At 59.7% G+C, this 19943-nt stretch carries 16 protein-coding genes and 2 tRNA genes; 4 read left to right on the forward strand and 14 right to left on the reverse strand.

All coding sequences use genetic code 11. From position 1 onward, the window contains the following. Nucleotides 1-88: 88 nt before the first annotated feature. Nucleotides 89-997: a LysR family transcriptional regulator gene (locus AAEZ08_RS21270; protein ID WP_500125096.1), complete on the forward strand. Its 909-nt coding sequence runs from the start codon at nucleotides 89-91 to the stop codon at nucleotides 995-997. Between the two features lie 101 nt (nucleotides 998-1098). On the opposite strand, the gene AAEZ08_RS21275 is transcribed toward AAEZ08_RS21270, so the two are convergent. Beyond that, nucleotides 1099-2145, reverse strand: a complete 1047-nt coding sequence (locus tag AAEZ08_RS21275) for a threonine aldolase family protein (protein WP_102819803.1) — start codon at nucleotides 2143-2145, stop codon at nucleotides 1099-1101. A gap of 374 nt (nucleotides 2146-2519) precedes the next feature. Here AAEZ08_RS21275 and AAEZ08_RS21280 point away from each other — a divergent pair, with 374 nt between their 5' ends. Continuing rightward, a complete protein-coding gene (locus tag AAEZ08_RS21280; RefSeq protein WP_102819804.1) occupies nucleotides 2520-3356 on the forward strand; it encodes an isocitrate lyase/PEP mutase family protein in 837 nt (278 codons plus the stop codon). A gap of 253 nt (nucleotides 3357-3609) precedes the next feature. Here AAEZ08_RS21280 and AAEZ08_RS21285 read toward each other — a convergent pair. Continuing rightward, a tRNA-Asp gene (locus AAEZ08_RS21285) sits at nucleotides 3610-3686 on the reverse strand. Nucleotides 3687-3723: 37 nt separating this feature from the next. Continuing rightward, nucleotides 3724-3799 (reverse strand) — tRNA-Val (locus AAEZ08_RS21290). A gap of 256 nt (nucleotides 3800-4055) precedes the next feature. On the opposite strand from AAEZ08_RS21290, the gene AAEZ08_RS21295 reads away from it, so the two are divergent. Further along, entirely contained in the window at nucleotides 4056-4700 is a 645-nt protein-coding gene (locus tag AAEZ08_RS21295; RefSeq protein ID WP_058065909.1) for a type II secretion system protein N, read from the forward strand. A gap of 3 nt (nucleotides 4701-4703) precedes the next feature. Next, nucleotides 4704-6638 carry a type II secretion system secretin GspD gene (gene gspD / locus AAEZ08_RS21300; RefSeq protein ID WP_181067277.1) on the forward strand — a complete coding sequence of 645 codons (1935 nt, stop codon included), beginning with the start codon at nucleotides 4704-4706 and terminating at the stop codon, nucleotides 6636-6638. A gap of 66 nt (nucleotides 6639-6704) precedes the next feature. Here gspD and AAEZ08_RS21305 read toward each other — a convergent pair whose 3' ends face one another. The 11 genes from AAEZ08_RS21305 to asd form a co-directional block, all read right to left on the reverse strand. Continuing rightward, nucleotides 6705-7916 (reverse strand): O-succinylhomoserine sulfhydrylase, encoded by a 1212-nt coding sequence (locus tag AAEZ08_RS21305; RefSeq protein WP_003285317.1) that lies wholly within the window; start codon nucleotides 7914-7916, stop codon nucleotides 6705-6707. Between the two features lie 47 nt (nucleotides 7917-7963). Continuing rightward, the gene (purF, locus tag AAEZ08_RS21310; protein WP_003285315.1) at nucleotides 7964-9469 is read right to left on the reverse strand and encodes an amidophosphoribosyltransferase; all 1506 of its coding nucleotides are present in this window, start codon (nucleotides 9467-9469) and stop codon (nucleotides 7964-7966) included. Nucleotides 9470-9538: 69 nt separating this feature from the next. After that, nucleotides 9539-10051, reverse strand: a complete 513-nt coding sequence (locus AAEZ08_RS21315) for a CvpA family protein (RefSeq protein ID WP_500125097.1) — start codon at nucleotides 10049-10051, stop codon at nucleotides 9539-9541. A gap of 129 nt (nucleotides 10052-10180) precedes the next feature. Then, nucleotides 10181-10807 (reverse strand): SPOR domain-containing protein, encoded by a 627-nt coding sequence (locus AAEZ08_RS21320; protein ID WP_500125098.1) that lies wholly within the window; start codon nucleotides 10805-10807, stop codon nucleotides 10181-10183. Further along, entirely contained in the window at nucleotides 10791-12095 is a 1305-nt protein-coding gene (gene folC / locus AAEZ08_RS21325) for a bifunctional tetrahydrofolate synthase/dihydrofolate synthase (protein ID WP_102819809.1), read from the reverse strand. The genes AAEZ08_RS21320 and folC overlap by 17 nt, the downstream gene beginning before the upstream one ends. Next, a complete protein-coding gene (gene accD / locus AAEZ08_RS21330; protein ID WP_003285310.1) occupies nucleotides 12092-12985 on the reverse strand; it encodes an acetyl-CoA carboxylase, carboxyltransferase subunit beta in 894 nt (297 codons plus the stop codon). Before accD ends, folC begins: the two co-directional genes overlap by 4 nt. Before the next feature lie 214 nt (nucleotides 12986-13199). Next, nucleotides 13200-13823: a phosphoribosylanthranilate isomerase gene (locus AAEZ08_RS21335; protein ID WP_483032050.1), complete on the reverse strand. Its 624-nt coding sequence runs from the start codon at nucleotides 13821-13823 to the stop codon at nucleotides 13200-13202. Nucleotides 13824-13914: 91 nt separating this feature from the next. Continuing rightward, the gene (gene truA / locus AAEZ08_RS21340; RefSeq protein WP_036992143.1) at nucleotides 13915-14775 is read right to left on the reverse strand and encodes a tRNA pseudouridine(38-40) synthase TruA; all 861 of its coding nucleotides are present in this window, start codon (nucleotides 14773-14775) and stop codon (nucleotides 13915-13917) included. Nucleotides 14776-14777: 2 nt separating this feature from the next. Next, a complete protein-coding gene (locus AAEZ08_RS21345; protein ID WP_102819810.1) occupies nucleotides 14778-17510 on the reverse strand; it encodes a motility hub landmark protein FimV in 2733 nt (910 codons plus the stop codon). 145 nt (nucleotides 17511-17655) lie between these two features. Continuing rightward, nucleotides 17656-18666 carry an aspartate-semialdehyde dehydrogenase gene (locus tag AAEZ08_RS21350; RefSeq protein WP_003285305.1) on the reverse strand — a complete coding sequence of 337 codons (1011 nt, stop codon included), beginning with the start codon at nucleotides 18664-18666 and terminating at the stop codon, nucleotides 17656-17658. 135 nt (nucleotides 18667-18801) lie between these two features. Further along, the gene (asd, locus tag AAEZ08_RS21355; RefSeq protein ID WP_394391021.1) at nucleotides 18802-19914 is read right to left on the reverse strand and encodes an aspartate-semialdehyde dehydrogenase; all 1113 of its coding nucleotides are present in this window, start codon (nucleotides 19912-19914) and stop codon (nucleotides 18802-18804) included. Nucleotides 19915-19943: the final 29 nt, after the last annotated feature.

The raw sequence follows: 19943 nt of genomic DNA on the forward strand, positions 1-19943 counted from the left end.
CGATGGCATTGACTGGAGCCAGGCTAATGACTAAAAACGCTCTCGCAGAGTGATTAAATTTCGATCAACTCGATCTATGGAGCAGATCATGCTCGATGGCATGACACTGGATCAGATTCGTACGTTCGTAACTGTGGCCGACAGCGGCAGCTTTCGATCCGGCGCGGCACGGCTGCTGCGCGTGCAATCGGCCATCAGCCATGCCATCGCGAATCTGGAGACGGAACTGGGCCTGCAGCTGTTCGATCGCAGCGGCTACCGCCCGGTCCTCACTCAGGAAGGTCAGGCACTGCTGGCCCACGCCCGCGACATCCTGCTGCGCGCCGATGCCATGCGTGCTCGGGCGCGGGCGCTGGGTGCGGGTGTCGAACTGGAACTGACCCTGGTGGTGGATACGCTGTTTCCGGTCGAATCGGTGGCGCTCGCCATTACCCAGGCCAGCGTCGACTTTCCTTCCACCGGCTTTCGCCTGGAGTCACAGGCCCTGGGTGGCCCCATCGCAGCGCTGGATGAGAGGCGCTGCACGCTCGCGATCATCGTCGGCGAGGATTTTCGCAATCCCCGGCTGGCGCTGGAGGCGATTGGCTCGATTGCGCAGATTGCCGTCGTACGCAGCGGTCATCCGCTGGCCGACCTCGGCAGCCGTGCGCCACTCGGCGTGCCGGATCTCGCCGGCCATCTGCAGATCGTGCTTGCCGATCCCACGCCACTCTCCGAGGGCCGCTCATTCGGCGTTCTGTCGCCCTTCACCTGTCGGGTGAATACCCAGGAAGCGAAGGTCGCACTGATTCGCGCCGGACTCGGCTGGGGACGGCTCCCGGCATGGCTGGTTGAGGAGGATCTGGCTTCAGGGCGGCTGGCGCGCGTCGCCATTCCCGACCTTGGCAGGAACAGCGAGGTGCAGTCCGAAGCCTACCTGGCGCACCGGCTGGATGAGCCACTCGGGCCTGTGGCACAGGCGTTCCGCCGCGCCTTGCGCGAGCAAGCCAGCGTCTAGCCTAACGATAGCGCTGGCAATCTTATCCAGATGAGCAGCGCTCAGTAGCCGCTGCCCGCGTATTGCCGAGGCCACTACGCGAGCGGGCAGATTTTCGCCAGCTACAGGGCGTCGGTTACCGCCGCACGTATGTCATCGGCCAGCTGGCGTACCCGCGCTTCGCTGGTATCCCACGAGCACATGAAGCGCGCACCGCCGACGCCGATGAAGGTGTAGAACATCCAGCCACGGTTCCTGAGCGCCTCCAGTGCCGGTGGCGGCAGGCTGACGAAGACGCCATTGGCCTGCACCGGAAACATCAACTCGACGCCAGGCAACGGTTGAATCAACTCGGCCAGCAGCTGGGCACAACGGTTGGCGTGTTCGGCGTATCTCAGCCAGGCGCCGTTTTCCAGAAGCCCGACCCACGGTGCCGACAGAAATCGCATCTTGGAGGCAAGCTGGCCAGCCTGCTTGCAGCGGTACTCGAAATCGGTGGCCAGTTCGCGATTGAAGAACAGGATGGCCTCGCCGACCGCCATGCCGTTCTTGGTGCCACCGAAACAGAGCACATCGACGCCGGCTTTCCAGCTCAGTTCGGCGGGCGACATGCCCAGGTGAGCGCAGGCATTGGCGAAGCGCGCGCCGTCCATGTGCAGGTGCAGCCCCAGGTCCTTGCAGGTGTCGCTGATGGCACGCAGCTCGGCGGGCTGGTAGACAGTACCGACTTCCGTGGCCTGGGTCAGGCTGACCACGCGTGGCTTGGGGTAATGGATGTCCTTGCGCTTCAGCGCGATCTCGCGAATGGCAGCAGGCGTCAGCTTGCCCTGCTCGGTCCTGCCGAGCAGCAGCTTGGAGCCGTTGGAGAAGAACTCCGGCGCGCCGCATTCGTCCGTCTCGACGTGGGCGATGTCGGCGCAGATCACGCTGTGGTAGCTCTGGCAGAGGGACGACAACGCCAGGGAATTGGCCGCCGTACCGTTGAAGGCGAAGAACACCTCGCAGTCGGTCTCGAACAACGCGCGGAAGTGATCGGCCGCGCGGGCAGTCCATTGGTCGTCGCCGTATGCCCTGTCGTGGCCCAGGTTCGCCCTCGCCATGGCTTCCCAGGCTTCAGGGCAGATGCCGGAATAGTTGTCGCTGGCAAATTGCTGCTTGTCGGTCGTCATCAAATCCTCGTTATGGCATTGCCGGGCGGTTGGTGGCTGCACGTTACGTTGTAGAAGCCAGGACACGCGAGCGCAAACGGTACGTCAGACGGGTAGGTGCGGGCGATGCCCTCCCCGCCAGTCATCACAACCGCCCTCTTCAGTCTTCACGCAACGTCGTAGCGCAACGTCGTAGCGCAGCGAGGTGCCCAGCGCGGATATCACGGCGGCGCATTAGTCACGGTCGCCCGCAGGGAAATTCAGTAGCGCTGTGGCACCCTGCAGCGCATGTTCTGAAAAACCACGGCACGCCCTATCCGATCTAGTCTTTGACGACGCGCTGCGGCGAATCGAAAAGTGTCGTACCCCACCCATCTCGTCAACCAGGAGGGTTCATGGTCCATCCCAGTGTGTCGCAAAAACGTGCCGCCTTTCGTGCGCTGCACCAATCAGGCTGCTTCGTTCTGCCCAACCCCTGGGACGCCGGCAGCGCGAGCGTCCTCGCAGGCCTCGGTTTCAAGGCGCTGGCGACGACCAGCTCCGGCTACGCCTGGTCGTGTGCCCGCGCCGACGGAAAGATGTCGCGCGACGAAGTCCTGGCCCATATGCGCTATATGGCCCAAGCCACCCATTTGCCGGTGAACGCCGACTTCGAGAGTGGCTACGCCGATACACCCGAAGGCGTGGCCAAAAGCGTGGACTTGGCGGTCGGAACCGGCGTCGCGGGTATTTCCATCGAGGACTCCACAGGTGACCCGCGCGAGCCGTTGCGCGAGCTTGCCGAAGCCACCGAACGGATGTGCGCGGCGCGTGAGGCGATCGACGCTACCGGAGGCGAAACATTGCTGATCGGGCGCGCCGAGAACTTCTTCGTGGATCGGCCTGATCTCGACGACACACTTGCACGCCTGAAAGCCTATGCCGATGCAGGCGCCGACTGCCTGTATGCACCAGGCCTGAGAACCCGCGAGCAGATCAGGGCCGTCATCGAGGCAGTCTCGCCAAAGCCGGTCAATGTATTGATTGGCTGGAACAGCGACCTGACCGTTCAGGACCTCGCCGACCTCGGCGTCAGGCGCATCAGCGTCGGCGGCGCCTTGGCCCGAGCGGCATGGGCCGGTTTTCTGCAGGCGGCACGGTCCATCGCCGAGCATGGACGATTCGATGGTTTTGCCAACGCGGCCTCTGGAGCGGAGCTCGACGCACTATTTGGCAAATGCGAGAGCCCATAGCATTTCGCTGATTCCCATGAGGTCAGGATTGTGCTGCTGGGGTCCCCACCACCATGACCGAAGGTACGGATATAACCGGCCGCATGGCCGCTGGTGCCTTGAGCAACTTAGTCGACTCGCCACCAAACGGGGCACCGCAGGTGCTGAATAGTGCAAGGCTGACCAGCTGCCACTATTCGACAGGCACAAAAAAAGCTGCCCTTGGGCAGCTTCTTTTGTCTCATCACTTCCAAAGGAAGTGAGCGGAGTTGTATGGCGCAGCGGACGGGACTCGAACCCGCGACCCCCGGCGTGACAGGCCGGTATTCTAACCGACTGAACTACCGCTGCGCGTCGGCCGGACTTTCGTCCGAAATCTCACAAAGGTTGGTGGCTGATGACGGGATCGAACCGCCGACCCCCTGCGTGTGATGCAGGTGCTCTCCCAGCTGAGCTAATCAGCCGATCGCCTTGCGAGGCGCGCAATTTACTCACCCCCCTACGCTAAGTCAACAACAGCATTGAATTTTTTTAACGGAACTGTGGTCAACAGAAGCTGCCACGTCACTTTGTAACTTTGCGCATGCACCATCGTTCCGCCAACGGTGCCTGCAAATTTGCTGCGGTATCGTCGAAAGTGTTCTACAAGTGCTGTATCGCCTGACAGAAGCAGCCTGCGTACAGGGAACCGAACAACAAAAGCGCCACGGAGTATTTCGCTTGCCACTGCCGGGAAAACTGCGCAATTACCGCCGCTACGCTCCACTGATCATCAGCACCGTGTTTCTCTGCCTGTTCGGGGTTTACCTCGCGATGCAGATCGAGCAATGGATGAGCCTATCCCGCGCCCCTGCGCCCACCGATATCTATGAGCAAGGTTCGGGAAACCTAGGCGGGCCAGACATGCAGCGGTTGGAAATCCTTTTCGGCTCAGCCGCCTCCTCCGATTCCTATGCGTCCACTGCCGCGGCTAGCGGCTTCACTCTGCGTGGCAGTTTCGTGCATCGCGAGCCGCAGCGTTCGAGCGCAATCGTTCAAGTCGATGGACAGCCGCCACGGCTTTACTGGCAGGGAGAAGAGCTAGCGAGTGGTGTCAGCCTACATCGGGTCTACCCTGATCGCGTGGAACTGTCGCGCAACGGCACCGTTGAAATCCTGCAATTTCCCCAGGTTCGCTCGCCAAGCTACATTCCCGATGAGCTAACCGACGCGTCTTACCAGGACGAATCACCTTATGCAGAGCCACCGGATGAGGAGACGCAGCTGATGCAGCAACAGATGGATGCCTTGCGCCAACAACTAGAAGAAGCCGTCAATCAGCCCGACGCCTCGCCCGCCAATGACCAGCCCATGGAAGACGATTGACCGATGCCGAAGCCTTTTTCGCGCCCGTTGCTTGCCCTGCTCGCCACCAGCCTGCTGGCCGTCCCCCTACCCTTGCTTGCCGCCGAACGCGGAATCGAACCGAGTAACACCCAACAGGACGGTTGGACCATCAACCTCAAGGATGCGGATATCCGTGCCTTCATCGATCAGATAAGCCAGCTCAGCGGACAGACGTTCATCGTCGATCCTCGGGTTAAAGGGCAGGTCAGCGTCGTTTCCAATGCAACACTTTCACTTAGCGAGGTGTATCAGCTATTTCTTTCGGTGATGGCCACGCACGGGTTCAGCGTGCTAACCCAAGGCGATGTCGCTCGCGTGGTTCCCAATGCCGAAGCAAAGGCAGAAGCAGGCGGCGGGCCTTCGGGCGGTGACCAGCTCGAGACCCGCGTGATTCAGGTGCAGCACACATCCGCCGCAGAACTGATCCCGTTGATTCGTCCGCTCGTCCCGCAGTTCGGTCATCTTGCCGCGGTCTCGTCTGCGAACGCTCTGATCATCAGTGACCGTAGCGCCAACATCGCCCGCATCCAGGACCTGGTACGCCAACTCGACCGAGCCGAAAGCAACGACTATGGCGTGCTAAATCTGCAGCACGGCTGGGCCGTGGACATCGCCGAAGTGCTGCGTAATTCACTGCTGCGTGGCGATGCGAAAACCACTTCCGGCGTGCAGATCATTGCCGACTCACGTACCAATAGGCTGATATTCATTGGTCCAAACGAAGCTCGTGGAAAGCTCGCATCGTTGGCGCAGTCACTCGACACGCCGACTACCCGCTCGGCCAACACGCGAGTGATTCGGCTGCGCCATAACGACGCCAAGTCGCTAGCCGAGACCCTGGGTGATATTTCCGAGGGACTGAAGGGTCCCGATGACGGTGAGACCGCCTCACGCAGACCGCAGAACATCCTTATTCGCGCCGACGAAAGCCTCAACGCGCTGGTACTGCTCGCTGATCCAGAACTGATCGGTACCCTGGAAAGCATCGTCCGGCAGCTGGATATTCCTCGCGCTCAGGTCATGGTCGAAGCCGCCATTGTCGAGGTTTCCGGTGACATTACTGATGCATTGGGCGTGCAGTGGGCGGTAGACGCACGCGGTGGCACCGGCGGCGCCGGCGGTGTCAGCTTTGGCAACACCGGTATTTCTGTCGGCAGCGTGCTCAATGCAATCAATGAGAACGAAATTCCCGACAACCTGCCCGATGGCGCGATCATCGGAATTGGCACACGTAGTTTCGGCGCACTGGTCACCGCACTTTCCGCTAACAGTAAGAGCAATCTGCTGTCGACGCCGAGCTTGCTGACGCTGGACAATCAAGAAGCAGAAATTCTTGTCGGTCAGAACGTGCCCTTCCAGACCGGCTCCTACACCACCGATGCAGCCGGGGCGAACAATCCTTTCACCACCATCGAGCGCCAGGATATCGGTGTCACGCTGAAGGTAACGCCGCACATCAACGAGGGCGCCACGCTGCGCCTGCAGATCGAACAGGAAATCTCCTCGATTGCACCGAGCGCTAGCTTGACAGCGCAGGCAGTGGACCTGGTGACAAACAAACGCGCAATCAAGAGCACCATTCTGGCTGAAGATGGCCAGGTGATTGTGCTCGGCGGCCTGATCCAGGACGACGTGACGCGCACCAACGCCAAGGTACCGCTACTAGGAGATATTCCACTGCTAGGCGCCCTGTTCCGCTCGACCCAGGAAACTCACGTCAAACGTAACCTGATGGTGTTCCTGCGTCCCACGGTGATCCGCGACCGTGCAGGGCTAGCCGCCCTTTCCGGCAAGAAATACAGCGACATTCGGGTGATCGAGACCGATTCGGCCAGCCCAAGCATCCTGCCGGCGAATCCTGAGCAACTGTTCGACGGACGGGGCGAACCCGCTCCGGCCATCGATCTGCGTCAGTAAAAACGAGTGAACCGGCTTCGTGCTCCGGCGGCTGCTTGCGCAAGCCGGAGCACGCGGTAGCCAGGCTTAGAGCGCGGCAAGCCCTCGGGCGAGATCGGCCTTGAGATCGGCAACATCTTCCAGCCCAACTGCTACGCGAATCAGGCTGTCAGAAATTCCTGCAGTGGCGCGATCCTCAGCGGACAGCCGACCATGCGTGGTAGAGCCAGGATGAGTGATGGTGGTTTTGCTATCACCCAGGTTGGCCGTGATCGAGATCAACCGAGTGGCATCAATAAAGCGCCACGCGGCCTCCTTGCCGCCAGAAACCTCGAAACTCACCACTGCGCCAAAGCCTTTCTGCTGACGCTTGGCCAACGCATGCTGTGGATGGCTCGATAGACCAGCGTAGTAGACACGCTCGACACCCGGCTGCTGCTCAAGCCACTCCGCGAGCTCCTGTGCGCTGGCGCAATGCGCCTGCATACGCAGTCGCAGCGTTTCCAGACCTTTGAGGAACACCCATGCATTGAACGGGCTGAGCGTCGGACCGGCCGTACGAAGAAAGCCGACTACCTCTTTCATCTGCTCGCTACGGCCCGCAACCACACCGCCCAGACAGCGGCCCTGGCCATCAATGTACTTGGTCGCGGAATGGATGACGATGTCGGCACCCAGCGCCAACGGCTGTTGCAGCACTGGCGTACAGAAGCAGTTATCCACGGCCAGCATTGCACCCTTGGCGTGGCACAGCTGCGCCAGCGCCGCTATATCCACCAACTCAGCCAGCGGATTGGAGGGCGACTCGACGAACACCAGCTTGGTATTTTCCTTGAAGGCAGATTCCCATGCCGCGAAGTCGGTGAGCGGCACGTAGTCGACCTGGACGCCGAAACGCTTGAAGTACTTCTCGAACAAGGAAACAGTCGCGCCGAAAACACTCCGCGACACCAGCACATGATCGCCTGCCGAACACAGACTCATCACCGTAGCGAGAATCGCGGCCATTCCGGACGCCGTCGCAACCGCCTGCTCGGCCCCTTCCATTGCCGCAATGCGCTCTTCGAATGCGCGTACGGTGGGGTTGGTGTAGCGCGAATAAACATTACCCGGCACGTCGCCAGCAAAGCGAGCAGCCGCATCGGCAGCGCTGCGGAACACGTAGCTGGACGTGAAGAACAGCGGCTCGCCATGCTCGCCCTCCGGTGTACGACGCTGGCCGGCGCGTACCGCAAGCGTGTCGAAGCCGACACCCTGCAGATCGCTGTCCAGCCGCCCGGCTTCCCATTCAGTCGTCATAGCTCTTACCTCGGCCAGGGCAGCCGTGACTGCCACACCGGCATGAATCAGTTGTTGTAGAGGTCGATGATTGCGCTGACCGCGTTGGTCTTGACCTTGCTCAAGTCATTACGCGCCTGCTCGATCTTGTGCAAATAGGCTTCGTCGATGTCGCCAGTGATGTAATTGCCATCGAAAACCGCACAATCGAAGTTGTCGATCTTGACCTTGCCCCCACCCACCGCCTCGATGAGATCTTCGAGATCCTGGTAGATCAGCCAATCGGCACCGATCAGTTCGGCAACCTCTTCAGTGGTGCGGTTGTGAGCGATCAGCTCGTGGGCGCTGGGCATGTCGATGCCATACACGTTCGGATAGCGGACCGCCGGTGCGGCGGAGCAGAAGTAGACATTCTTCGCCCCAGCCTCGCGCGCCATCTGAATGATCTGCTTGCAGGTGGTACCGCGTACGATGGAGTCGTCCACCAGCATTACATTCTTGCCGCGGAATTCCAGTTCGATGGCATTGAGCTTCTGGCGCACCGATTTTTTGCGCGCGGCCTGGCCGGGCATGATGAAGGTGCGACCGATATAGCGATTCTTGACGAAGCCCTCGCGGAACTTGACGCCCAGGCGATTAGCCAGCTCCAGCGCAGCTGTACGACTGGTGTCGGGAATCGGGATCACCACGTCGATGTCGTGCTCGGCACGTTCGCGCAGAATCTTGTCGGCCAGCTTCTCGCCCATACGCAGGCGCGCCTTGTACACCGAAACGCCGTCCATGAGTGAATCCGAGCGCGCCAGATAGACGTATTCGAAGATGCAAGGGGCAAGCTTCGGTGCTTCCGCACACTGGCGCGTGAACAGCTTACCGTCGGCGGTGATATACACCGCCTCGCCTGGTGCCAGATCGCGAATCAGGGTAAAGCCGAGCACATCGAGCGACACACTTTCCGAGGCGATCATGTACTCGACGCCCTCGTCGGTGTGACGCTGACCGAAGACGATCGGACGTATCGCATTGGGGTCGCGGAAGCCGACAATGCCATAGCCGGTCACCATCGCGACCACCGCATAACCACCGCGGCACCGATCATGGACTTTGCTCACCGCGGCAAAAACGTCTTCCTCAGTTGGCTGCAGCTTGCCACGCACTGCTAGCTCATGAGCGAACACGTTGAGCAGCACTTCAGAATCGGAATTAGTGTTCACATGACGCAGATCCGACTCGTAGATCTCCTTGGTCAGCTGATCGACGTTGGTCAGATTGCCGTTATGCGCGAGGGTAATGCCGTATGGCGAGTTGACGTAAAACGGCTGAGCCTCAGCGGAACTCGAGCTACCCGCGGTGGGGTAACGGATATGGCCGATGCCCATATTGCCGACCAGCCGCTGCATGTGGCGCTGCTGGAAGACGTCGCGAACCAGTCCATTGTCCTTGCGCAAGAACAGACGACCGTCGTGGCTGGTCACGATACCGGCTGCATCCTGGCCGCGGTGCTGCAGTACGGTAAGCGCGTCATACAGCGCCTGATTGACGTTCGACTTACCGACGATGCCGACAATGCCACACATGCAAGGAACCTCTCAGTTATTACAGGCAGACCGGATACGACGGCAGGCCGAGCATCCGTAGATAAAAACTTAACCGGGCGGGTTTAGCGAACCGGCGAACCAATGGCCGCTAAACCCGAGAATGAGGTTCTTCGACCAATCGGCAATCAGTAGAAAGTGCGGCAGCAATGCCGATTCACGCCACCAGAGGTCCTGCTCGACCGGAGCAAGACTCAATAGCCCGGCAAGCACTACGATCAACAGACCACCCCGAGCGGCGCCGAACACCATGCCGAGGAATCGATCCGTTCCGGACAGGCCGGTCACCCTGATCAGCTCACCGATCAGAAAATTCACCAGCGCGCCTACCAGCAAAGTGGCCACGAAAAGCAAAGCGCAAGCAGCAATGACCTGCGCTGAGGGCGTGCTGATGTATTCCGCTAGATGGTGGGACAACGCACCACCGAACATCCATGCAACCACACCGGCAATGATCCAGGTAACCAGCGAAAGCGCTTCTTTCACGAAGCCACGCTTCAAGCTGATCAGGCTGGAGACAATTATGACGGCAATAATGGTCCAATCGACCCAGGTGAATACCACGATGACTTCTGCAATGGAGAAAGGCGGCGGATTTTAGCAGAGCGCGAGCGCCAGGAATACGCGCCTGCTACCCACCGACGAAGTGCTGGTCGATCCTACGCAAAGGAACTCGGCCAGCGCTTCAACAACTCAGCTCCCTTCAGGCTTGAAGCGAACGACAAAGCCATCGAGCTTCTGCTGGCGCTGCAGCACGTCGCGGAGGCGATTCGCCTCGCTACGCTCCACCAAGGGCCCGACGAATACTCGATTCATGCCTTCTGCGGTGCGGATGTAGGCGTTATAGCCTTGCGAACGCAGGGTCTTTTGCAGGCTCTCAGCACTGGCTCGGTTGGACAGGCTGGCGAGCTGAATCGACCAACTGACCGGCAAATTGTTGTTATCCAGCCGCGGCTCAGCAACCGGGGGCTGCGATTGCGCTGCAGGCGCTTGCACAGCCGGGACAGGCGACACGGGAGCCACTGGCTCGATGGGTGCCGGCGCCGGCGGCTGCTCTGCAGCGGCTGGAGCTGCATCTGACTCAGCATCTTCTCCGATGATCTCGAAGCCCTCGGGGACAGACTCGGGCTCCGGCACTTCGACCGGCTGCATCTCGATCTCAGCGACTACGGGTGCCGCGGGAATGGTGGGTGCGTCGACCGTGACATGCCCCAAATCGTCCTGTCGATTGAACAGCATTGGTACGAATATGACCGCCAGCGCAATCAGTACCAGTGCGCCTACCATGCGTTGCAGCAGTCCCTTATCCAGCAAAGCCATCCCCATTCTCCTCAGCCTGTTGTTCAAGCCACTCAAGCGCCGCCGCCACGCAATAGAACGATCCGAAGACCAGTACTTCGTCGGTGGATTCGGCCTTGGCGCACTGGGCGTCAAGCGCCTGTTCGATGCTCGCATACTGGCTGACTGAGGCGCCGCGCTCAAGCAGAGCCGAAGCCAACTGTGCCGCCGATTGTGTCCGTGGGGTAGGTAAAGGAGCAACGGCCCAGTCGGCGACACTTGAGCGCAACTCATCGAGCACTCCACTCAAGTCCTTGTCGCCAAGAAGGCCGAATACCGCCAGCCTGCGACCTGCTATCGGCCGCTGCTCAAGCCACTGGGCGAGGTAGCCGGCGGCGTGCGGGTTGTGACCAACGTCCAGTAGCAGAGATATCTCGCGTCCTCGCCAGAGGATCTTTCGGCTGTCGAGCCGCCCGATCACGTGAGTCTGCCGCAGCGCCGCAGCCAAACGAACGGCATCCCAAGGCAGCCCCAGCAATGCATATGCCTGCAGTGCGAGTGCCGCGTTCTCCATGGGCAACGACAGCAGCGGCAAGCCATGCAGCTCCAATACCTCTCCAGCACGCCCGACACCTCGCCAATGCCAGCTATTGGGACCCATCGCCAGATCGAAATCTCGTCCACGCATATACAGCGGCGCTTTCAGCGTTTCGGCCCGCTCCAGCAACGGCGCTGGTACATTCAGATCCCCGCAAAGAGCTGGCTTGCTCCGTCGCAGAATGCCGGCTTTTTCATACGCGACGCTCTCGCGCGTGTCGCCCAGCCAATCGGCGTGATCGAGGCCGATATTGGTGATAACCGCCAGATCCGCATCAACGATGTTGACAGCGTCCAGGCGGCCACCGAGTCCAACCTCTAGCACCACGGCATCAAGCCCGCTGCGCTCGAACAACCAAAAGGCCGCGAGCGTGCCCATCTCGAAGTAAGTAAGAGAAACTTCCCCGCGAGCAGCCTCTACCGCAGCGAACGCTGCGCAAAGCTGAGCATCGCTCGCCTGCAGACCATCCAGCTGAACACGCTCGTTATAGCGCTGCAGGTGGGGTGAACTATAGCTGCCGACCTTAAAACCTTGGTCGCTCAACAACGCTGCAATGAAGGCACAAGTCGAACCCTTCCCGTTGGTGCCGGTGACAGTAACCACCAGCGGAGCCGGACGCGTCAGACCAAGCCGCGCTGCCACCGCTTGAACCCTTTCCAGGCCCATATCGATGGCAGTGGGATGCAGTTGCTCCAGGTAGGCAAGCCAGTCAGCAAGACTACGACCGGTCATGCAGTAGCCGTTACCTGAGCAGGTTCCACCGGGCTTGGCAATTTCTGCATCTGGGCGAGCAAACGAGACAGGCGCGAGCGCAATTCCGAGCGCGGAATGATCAGATCGATAGCGCCGTGATCCAGCAGGAACTCACTACGCTGGAAGCCCTCCGGCAGCTTCTCCCGCACGGTTTGCTCGATTACTCGAGGGCCGGCGAAACCAATCAAGGCCTTCGGCTCCGCGACGATCACGTCGCCTAGCATTGCCAAGCTCGCGGAGACCCCACCGTATACCGGATCGGTCAGCACGGAGATGAACGGAAGGCCCTCTTCGCGCATACGCGCCAGTACAGCGGAGGTCTTCGCCATTTGCATCAAGGAAATCAGCGCTTCCTGCATCCGAGCACCGCCCGATGCCGAGAAACACACCAGCGGGCATCGCTTTTCCAGAGCAACGTTGGCGGCGCGAACGAAACGCTCACCGACAATCGCTCCCATGGAGCCTCCCATGAAGGAAAACTCGAAGGCGCAGGCGACCACGGGAATATTGACCAACTTGCCACTCATGGCAACCAGCGCATCTTTCTCACCAGTCTGCTTCTGCGCCGCCGTCAGGCGATCCTTATACTTCTTGCTATCGCGGAATTTGAGGCGGTCAACCGGCTCCAACTCCGCCGCAATCTCCTCACGACCGTCGGCGTCAAGGAAGATATCGAGGCGAGTACGGGCGTCGATACGCATGTGATGCTGGCACTTAGGGCAGACGTCGAGCGTCTTTTCCAGTTCAGGACGGTACAGAACCGCTTCGCAGGACGGACACTTGTGCCAGAGGCCTTCGGGGACCGAACTCTTCTGCGTCTCTGAGCGCATGATCGAAGGGATCAGTTTGTCTACCAGCCAGTTGCTCATGCTCTTGTTCTCCAAAGCTTCATTCCCGAGCGCGCTCGCGCTGCAGGCACATTCATCGTTGCGACCGGAGGTATGCCGGCACTCTTGGTCGCGTGAGCGATGCGCCTACAGGCGCAGCCGCGAAACTCCGATTTCCACCTAGCGGAGGAAATCACCAAACACGGTGCTGGTATCACCAGCGACTCGTTACTGGACGGCGACGGCTGCCCAGGCGTCACATGGCCGAACGCACGCGTTCGACAAAAGCCATTACCTTGGAAGCATCCTTGATGCCCTTACTCGATTCCACGCCACCACTGACATCCACCGCATAGGGCCGAACCTCGGCGATGGCTTGCTGGACGTTCTCTACGGTTAGCCCTCCCGCGAGAATCAAGGGCTTGGTCAACGCAGCCGGAATCAACGACCAATCGAAGCGCTCGCCCGTCCCTCCCGGCACGCCCGCAACGAATGTATCCAGAAGAATGCCACTGGCGTTCCGATAACGGGAAATTTGAGCAGCTATATCCTCACCGCCGCCAACTCGCAGCGCCTTAAACCAGGGCCGGTGGAAGCCTTCGCAGTCGGCCGGTGTCTCATCACCGTGAAACTGCAGCATATCCAGCGCAACAGCGTCGAGAATTTCGTTGATCTCACAACGACTGGCGTTAACAAACAAGCCTACCGACGTAACGAACGGCGGCAGGGCCGCGACGATTTCGCGGGCCTGCTGCACGCTGACGGCGCGAGGGCTCTTGGAGTAAAACACCAAGCCGATGGCATCGGCACCCGCTTCGGCGACCGTCAATGCGTCCTCGACTCGAGTGATCCCGCAAATCTTGCTGCGAACGACTGGCAACGGATGCTTACCTGAAGAAAGAGAGTCCGGATGGTAACAAAAGAGCTGTCGCCTGCAAGCTAATAGCCGCAACAGTCACCAGTTCCACGCATCAGCGACGCACGTCTGGCAGACCCGACAGGAAATGTGGACCAAGAAACCGTTTCGGCAGCTCGAACTCCTCGGGATAGTCAACCTCGATCAGATAGAGTCCATACGGATGCGCCGTAACGCCTCCAGTTCGACGCACCCGCGATTCGAGTACTTCAGCCGCCCACTCGACCGGGCGCTCACCAGCGCCTATCGTCATCAGAACGCCTGCGAAGTTGCGCACCATGTGATGCAGAAAGGCGTTGGCTCGCACGTCTATGATGATCAGTCGGCCGTGCTCGAGCAGCTCAAGATGATGGATGGTTTTGATCGGTGATTTGGCCTGACATTGTCTTGCTCGAAACGCACTGAAGTCATGCGTCCCAACAAACGCCGTAGCCGCGGCACGCATGCGGTCAATATCCAGCGGACGGTGGTTCCAGGTCACCTCTTCGGCCATGTGCGCCGGGCGGATCTGATCGTTGTAGATCACATAGCGGTATCGACGGGCCATTGCACTGAAACGAGCATCGAAATGGCGTGGCATTTCTTTCGCCCAGGTAACGCTGATATCCGAGGGCAGATTCATGTTCGCGCCCATTACCCACGCATGCATGCTGCGCGAGACAAGCGTATCGAAATGAACCACTTGAGCGCTGGCATGAACCAGCGCATCGGTCCGCCCGGCGCAACTGAGCGTCACGGAATGACCTCCCGCAACCTTTGTCAGGGCAGTTTCGAGCGACTCCTGGATGGACGGCACGCCAGCTCGCTGACGCTGGAACCCACGATAACGGGACCCCTTGTACTCAACGCCGAGGGCAATTCTGGAAACGCCGACGGCAGCCATTTCGGCTGCCGTTTCGGGTACTGCTTGGGTCATGATCAGGCTAGTTTGGCGAGCATCTCGCGCGCCTCTTGCTGTTGGACATCGCTACCCTCCGAGATCACCTCGTCGAGAATGTCACGCGCTCCTTCAGCATCACCCATATCAATATAGGCTCTGGCGAGATCAAGCTTGGTAGTGGTTTCGTCGGTATCGGAGAAGAAGTCGAAGTCCTCATCCATACCACCGGCATCCGTGGCAGCCAAGTTGGTGGCGACAGCAGGTGCAGGTTCGTCCAGGTCACGGGACAAGTCTTCGAGTTCAGCTTCAACTTCGTTCAGTTTTTCGGCGAAGCTTTCCGGCTGGGCTTTAGGCTCGTCAAAGGAAATGTCGAAGTCGTCAGGCAGGTCCGCAGGACTGGAAGAAGGCTCAGCGAGTTCGAAATCGAGCTCGTCGCTTTCAAACGCGGCAGGAGCGTCCACCGGCTGCTCATCGAGGTTCAGCGAGAACTCGTCATCACCCGTATTGCTGTCAGTAGCGGACTCCAGATCGAAGGAAAAGTCCGAGAGATCCTGCTGGACTTCCTGCGGGCTCTTTTCCTCTTCGAGATCGAAAGAGAAATCGGTCGATGCTGGCTGCGCCTCAGGCGTAATCCCCTCGACTTCATCTAAGCTCAGGTCGTCGAAATTCAGCGAATCATCCACTGGTGCAGTCGCCGGACGCTCATCATTCAAACCAATATCCAGATCATCCAGGCTCAGATCGAACGAATCATCAATACCTTGACCTGCCGCTGGTGAACCCGGCGCGTCCAGCTCGAGATCGTCGAGATTGAAGGTATCCACGTCCATTTGCGTAGCTGCCGCAGCTGCTGCCACCCCACCGACGGCCGCCATTGCTGGATACTTGTACTTCAGCTTCTCGACTTCATGGGTAGCACCACCAATTTCGCGCAACTCGGCTTCTTCACGTGCGAAACCATCACGATTGCCGAGCTCTGCGTACACTTCCATCAGCTTCAACCGCAAATCACTGCGCTGCGGCTCATCATTGAGCGCGTTTTGTAGCAGCTCGGCAGCCTGATTGAAGCGACCATATGCAATATAGATGTCCGCTTCGGCCAACGCATCTCCCGTAGAAGCAGTCAGCTCATCGGAACTTGATGCTTGCGCAGCAGCACTGGAGAACTGGGTTTGCTGAGGCTGCTCCTGTCCGATATCGACGAAAGCGGGCGATCCAACTTGCAGATCGTCAACGCTGTTGCCTGCCAGCAAACTCTCTTCCAGTTCGGCCTCTTTCATTGCGTTACGCCGTGATAGCGCCATCAGGCCCACCAACAGCAGCAGCAGAGCGCTGCCGCCGACCACACCCAGCAACAGTGTATTGGACAGCAGATCATCAATCAGGCCTTTGGGCTCGGGCTCGACGACAGGAGCTGCTGGCTTGGCAGGTGCGGCAGGCTGCGCAGCCGGCTTGGCGGCAGGTACCGGAGCAACAACTGCCGCGGATTCCGGCTGGTCGCTTGCGGTCACATCAGTTTGGGGCTCGACCGCAGCATCAGGATCAACGCCGGTCTCGTCCGTCATGCCGCCAGAAGCTTGAGGCTCCACTGCCGCATCCGGCTGGCTGGCGATATCATTAGCTGTTGGCGCTTGTCCCTCGGCACCGACCTGGGCCTGAAGCTTGGCCAGCTGATCATCCTTCAGCTGCATCAGCCGCTGCAGCTTCTCCAGCTGCCCCTGCAGGTCATTCAAACGATCTTTAAGTTCGTCATTTTCACGACGACTGGAATCCAGGCTTTCCTGAGTTACAGCAAGCTTGTCGCGCAGGGCTTTTCCGTCTCCTGCAGAGCCGGTATCCGAGCCTTCAGTCGATTTGCCGGCATCGCCTGCAACCAGGCGTAGATTGTCACCAGATTCACTACGTGTGGGAGCGGCGCCTGCTTCACTGCGGCGAGTCGCATCGAGCTGACGAGCACCTGCGGCTGCCGCGCCGCCCTGACGCCAGGCCGCATTCTGCTCTGCGACCTGAGTGATCGCTTGGGCTTGAGAACGGGCAGATATCTGTTCGGCATCTGGCAGGCGAAGCACCTGTCCACTTTTCATGCGGTTGATGTTACCGCCGATGAACGCGTCCGGATTGAGATCCTGGATTGCCAGCATCGTCTGATGAACCGTTCCACTACGACGATTGCGTTCGGCAATTTCCCAAAGGGTGTCACGCGCGGAAGTCTTGTACTCGCTGCTACCACTCTGCGGAGCGGTTGCGGACTGAACTGTCGTTGCAGGAGCGGTAGCCGGACGAGTCGGGGCGGAACGCGCAGGCTGAGCGGCGCGAGCCGGAGCAGAAATCGGCAATTGAGGTGCGGCGGCCGCTGCAGTTTCCGGCGAATAAAGCGGCGGATCCAACAACAGGGTGTACTCGCGCAGCAAGCGCCCATTGGGCCAGAGCACCTCTACGAGGAAGTTGAGATAGGGCTCGCGCACCGGCTTGTTGGAAGAAACCTGGATGACGCTTTTCCCGTTCGGCCGCAATACGGGCGTGAACTTCAGATCAGTCAGAAAGTATTGGCGGTCAATACCTGCCCGATTGAACTCCTCGAGCGAGGCGAGCACTGGAATGACCTCACCCGGCGCAAGACTATTTGCATCGAGCAGCTCGATTTCCGCGATCAGCGGTTGATTCAATGACGACTGAAGCGTGACCTCACCCAACCCAAGCGCATGGGCCATTTCTGTAGTCAGCGCGGTAGCAGCCGCGATTGCCAGCACCAGATTGCGAACCCGAACCATTATTTAATCCCTTGTTTATCTTTTTTCTCGAACTACGAGAGGCTCTTATGTCACTGCCCGCGCCACCTAGCGGTGGCTCCCCATCAGCGATAAGCCGTTCAGCGCATCGGCTAGAAATATTCTTTGAATTACCAGTAAGTATCTTTTACAGATACTCTTTTATCAACAACTCACCGGACCGCACAGCGTTTAGTGCCGCGCCTTTTCGCACGTTATCAGACACAATCCACAAATTGACTTCGCGTGGATCGCAGATACCGCAGCGGACTCTCCCAACGTAGATGACATCCTGCCCAGCCGCGTCACCGACGGCCGTCGGATAGTCGTCAGACTCCACAACTTCGACTCCCGGAGCTGCGTCCAGAGCCGATGACAGAGCTTGGGCGTCCGCCTCGCAGCTACCCTCCAATGAAACGACGAGACTTTCGCCAAAGAAAGTCGGCGCCTGAATAAAGGTCGCGCTGATCGTGAGTTCAGGAAGGTCCAAGAGCTGACGAAGCTCCTCAACCAGCCTTCTTTCCTGTTCGCCATGCCCTTGCGCATCGACGTTGTCGGTTTGCGCGAGCATGTTGAATGCTATTTGCCGACCAAATACGCGGGGCTCCAGCGGTCTGGCGTTCAACAACTCGGCTGTTTGCCGGGCAAGTTCTTTAACGCCTGCCTTGCCGCGGCTAGATACCGGCAAACAGGCCGTCACGGTAACGCGCCGCAAGCCAAGCTGTTGCCGAATTGGGGCTAGAGCGATTGCCAATGCGACCGACTCCGGCAACGGGCTGGCAACGGAGCGCACACCAGCCGAGCCATCTAACAGGGCCGCGTTCACCTCTGGCACTAGGCATGGTTGTTGAGTCACAGGAATAGAACCGGACAGATCAACGACCCTGCAACCTGCAGCCATGGCCTTGACGTGGCATTCAGCAGCCAACGTCGCATCGCCCACGAGGAAGACTAACTGGGTGCGACTGAAATCAAAGCGCTGCGCATCGCTAACCCGCAGGTTACGCCCCTTGAACGGAACGGATTGCCCAACGCCTTCCTCATGGTCAAGTAAGTGCAGCTCGGTAAGCGGAAACCCACGCTCTTCGAGCACCTCAACCAGCGCCTCGCCTACTAGGCTGACTGCACCTACAACCGCAACACCGACACCTGTAGGCATCGCCACCTCCATGCATTAAGGACCGGCACTGTAGCGAAATAGCAGATCACTGCAACCAGCGCCGCCGAGCGGTGTATCGAATAAATGAAAACGCCGCGAACAAGTCGCGGCGCTCGGTACTTCATCGAGAGCGTATCAACGCTCCAACAGAATACGCAGCATACGACGCAGCGGCTCCGCGGCCCCCCACAGCAGCTGATCACCTACGGTGAACGCGCCCAAGTAGTGCGAGCCCATGTTGAGCTTGCGCAGACGGCCGACCGGCACGCTCAGCGTTCCAGTGACAGCGGCCGGGCTCAGCTCCTGCATGCTGGCATCGCGGTGGTTCGGCACCAGCTTGACCCAGGGATTGTGCTGGCTGATCAGCCCTTCGATATCGGAGATCGGCACATCCTTGTTCAGCTTGATGGTCAACGCCTGGCTGTGGCAGCGCATGGCACCGACGCGCACGCAGATACCATCAACCGGAATCGGATTCTTGAAGCGACCAAGGATCTTGTTGGTCTCAGCCTGCGCCTTCCACTCTTCGCGGCTCTGCCCGTTCGGCAGTTCCTTGTCGATGTAGGGGATCAGGCTGCCGGCCAGCGGCACACCGAAATTGTCGACCGGAAAAGCCTCGCTACGCTGGGTCTCAGCAACCTTGCGATCGATATCGAGGATGGCGCTGGCGGGATTGGCCAGGTCGTCGGAGACAGCAGCATTGATAGCGCCCATCTGCTTGATCAACTCGCGCATATTCTGCGCGCCGGCACCGGAAGCGGCCTGATAGGTCATCGCGCTCATCCACTCCACCAGTCCGGCTTCGAACAGACCGCCAAGACCCATCAGCGCCAGGCTGACGGTGCAGTTGCCACCGATATAGTTCTTGGTGCCGGCGTCCAGCTGCTGGTCGATCACGCGACGGTTCACCGGATCGAGCACGATCACCGCATCATCCTGCATACGCAGCGAGGACGCCGCGTCGATCCAGTAGCCCTGCCAGCCCGCTTCACGCAGCTTGGGGAAGACTTCATTGGTGTAGTCGCCGCCCTGACAGGTCAGGATCACATCGAGGCCTTTCAGCTCGTCGATGCTGTAGGCGTCCTTCAGCGCAGCGGTTTCCTTGCCAATGTCGGGGCCCTGGCCGCCGACATTGGAAGTGGTGAAGAACACGGGCTCGATCAGGTCGAAATCCCGCTCTTCCAGCATCCGCTGCATGAGCACGGAACCGACCATACCGCGCCAACCGATCAGACCTACACGTTTCATCGCAACTACACCTATAGAAAAAGTGGCCC

This window comes from Pseudomonas sp. E45-MNA-CIBAN-0222 (assembly GCF_040310405.1).
Lineage (GTDB): Bacteria > Pseudomonadota > Gammaproteobacteria > Pseudomonadales > Pseudomonadaceae > Stutzerimonas > Stutzerimonas stutzeri_AC.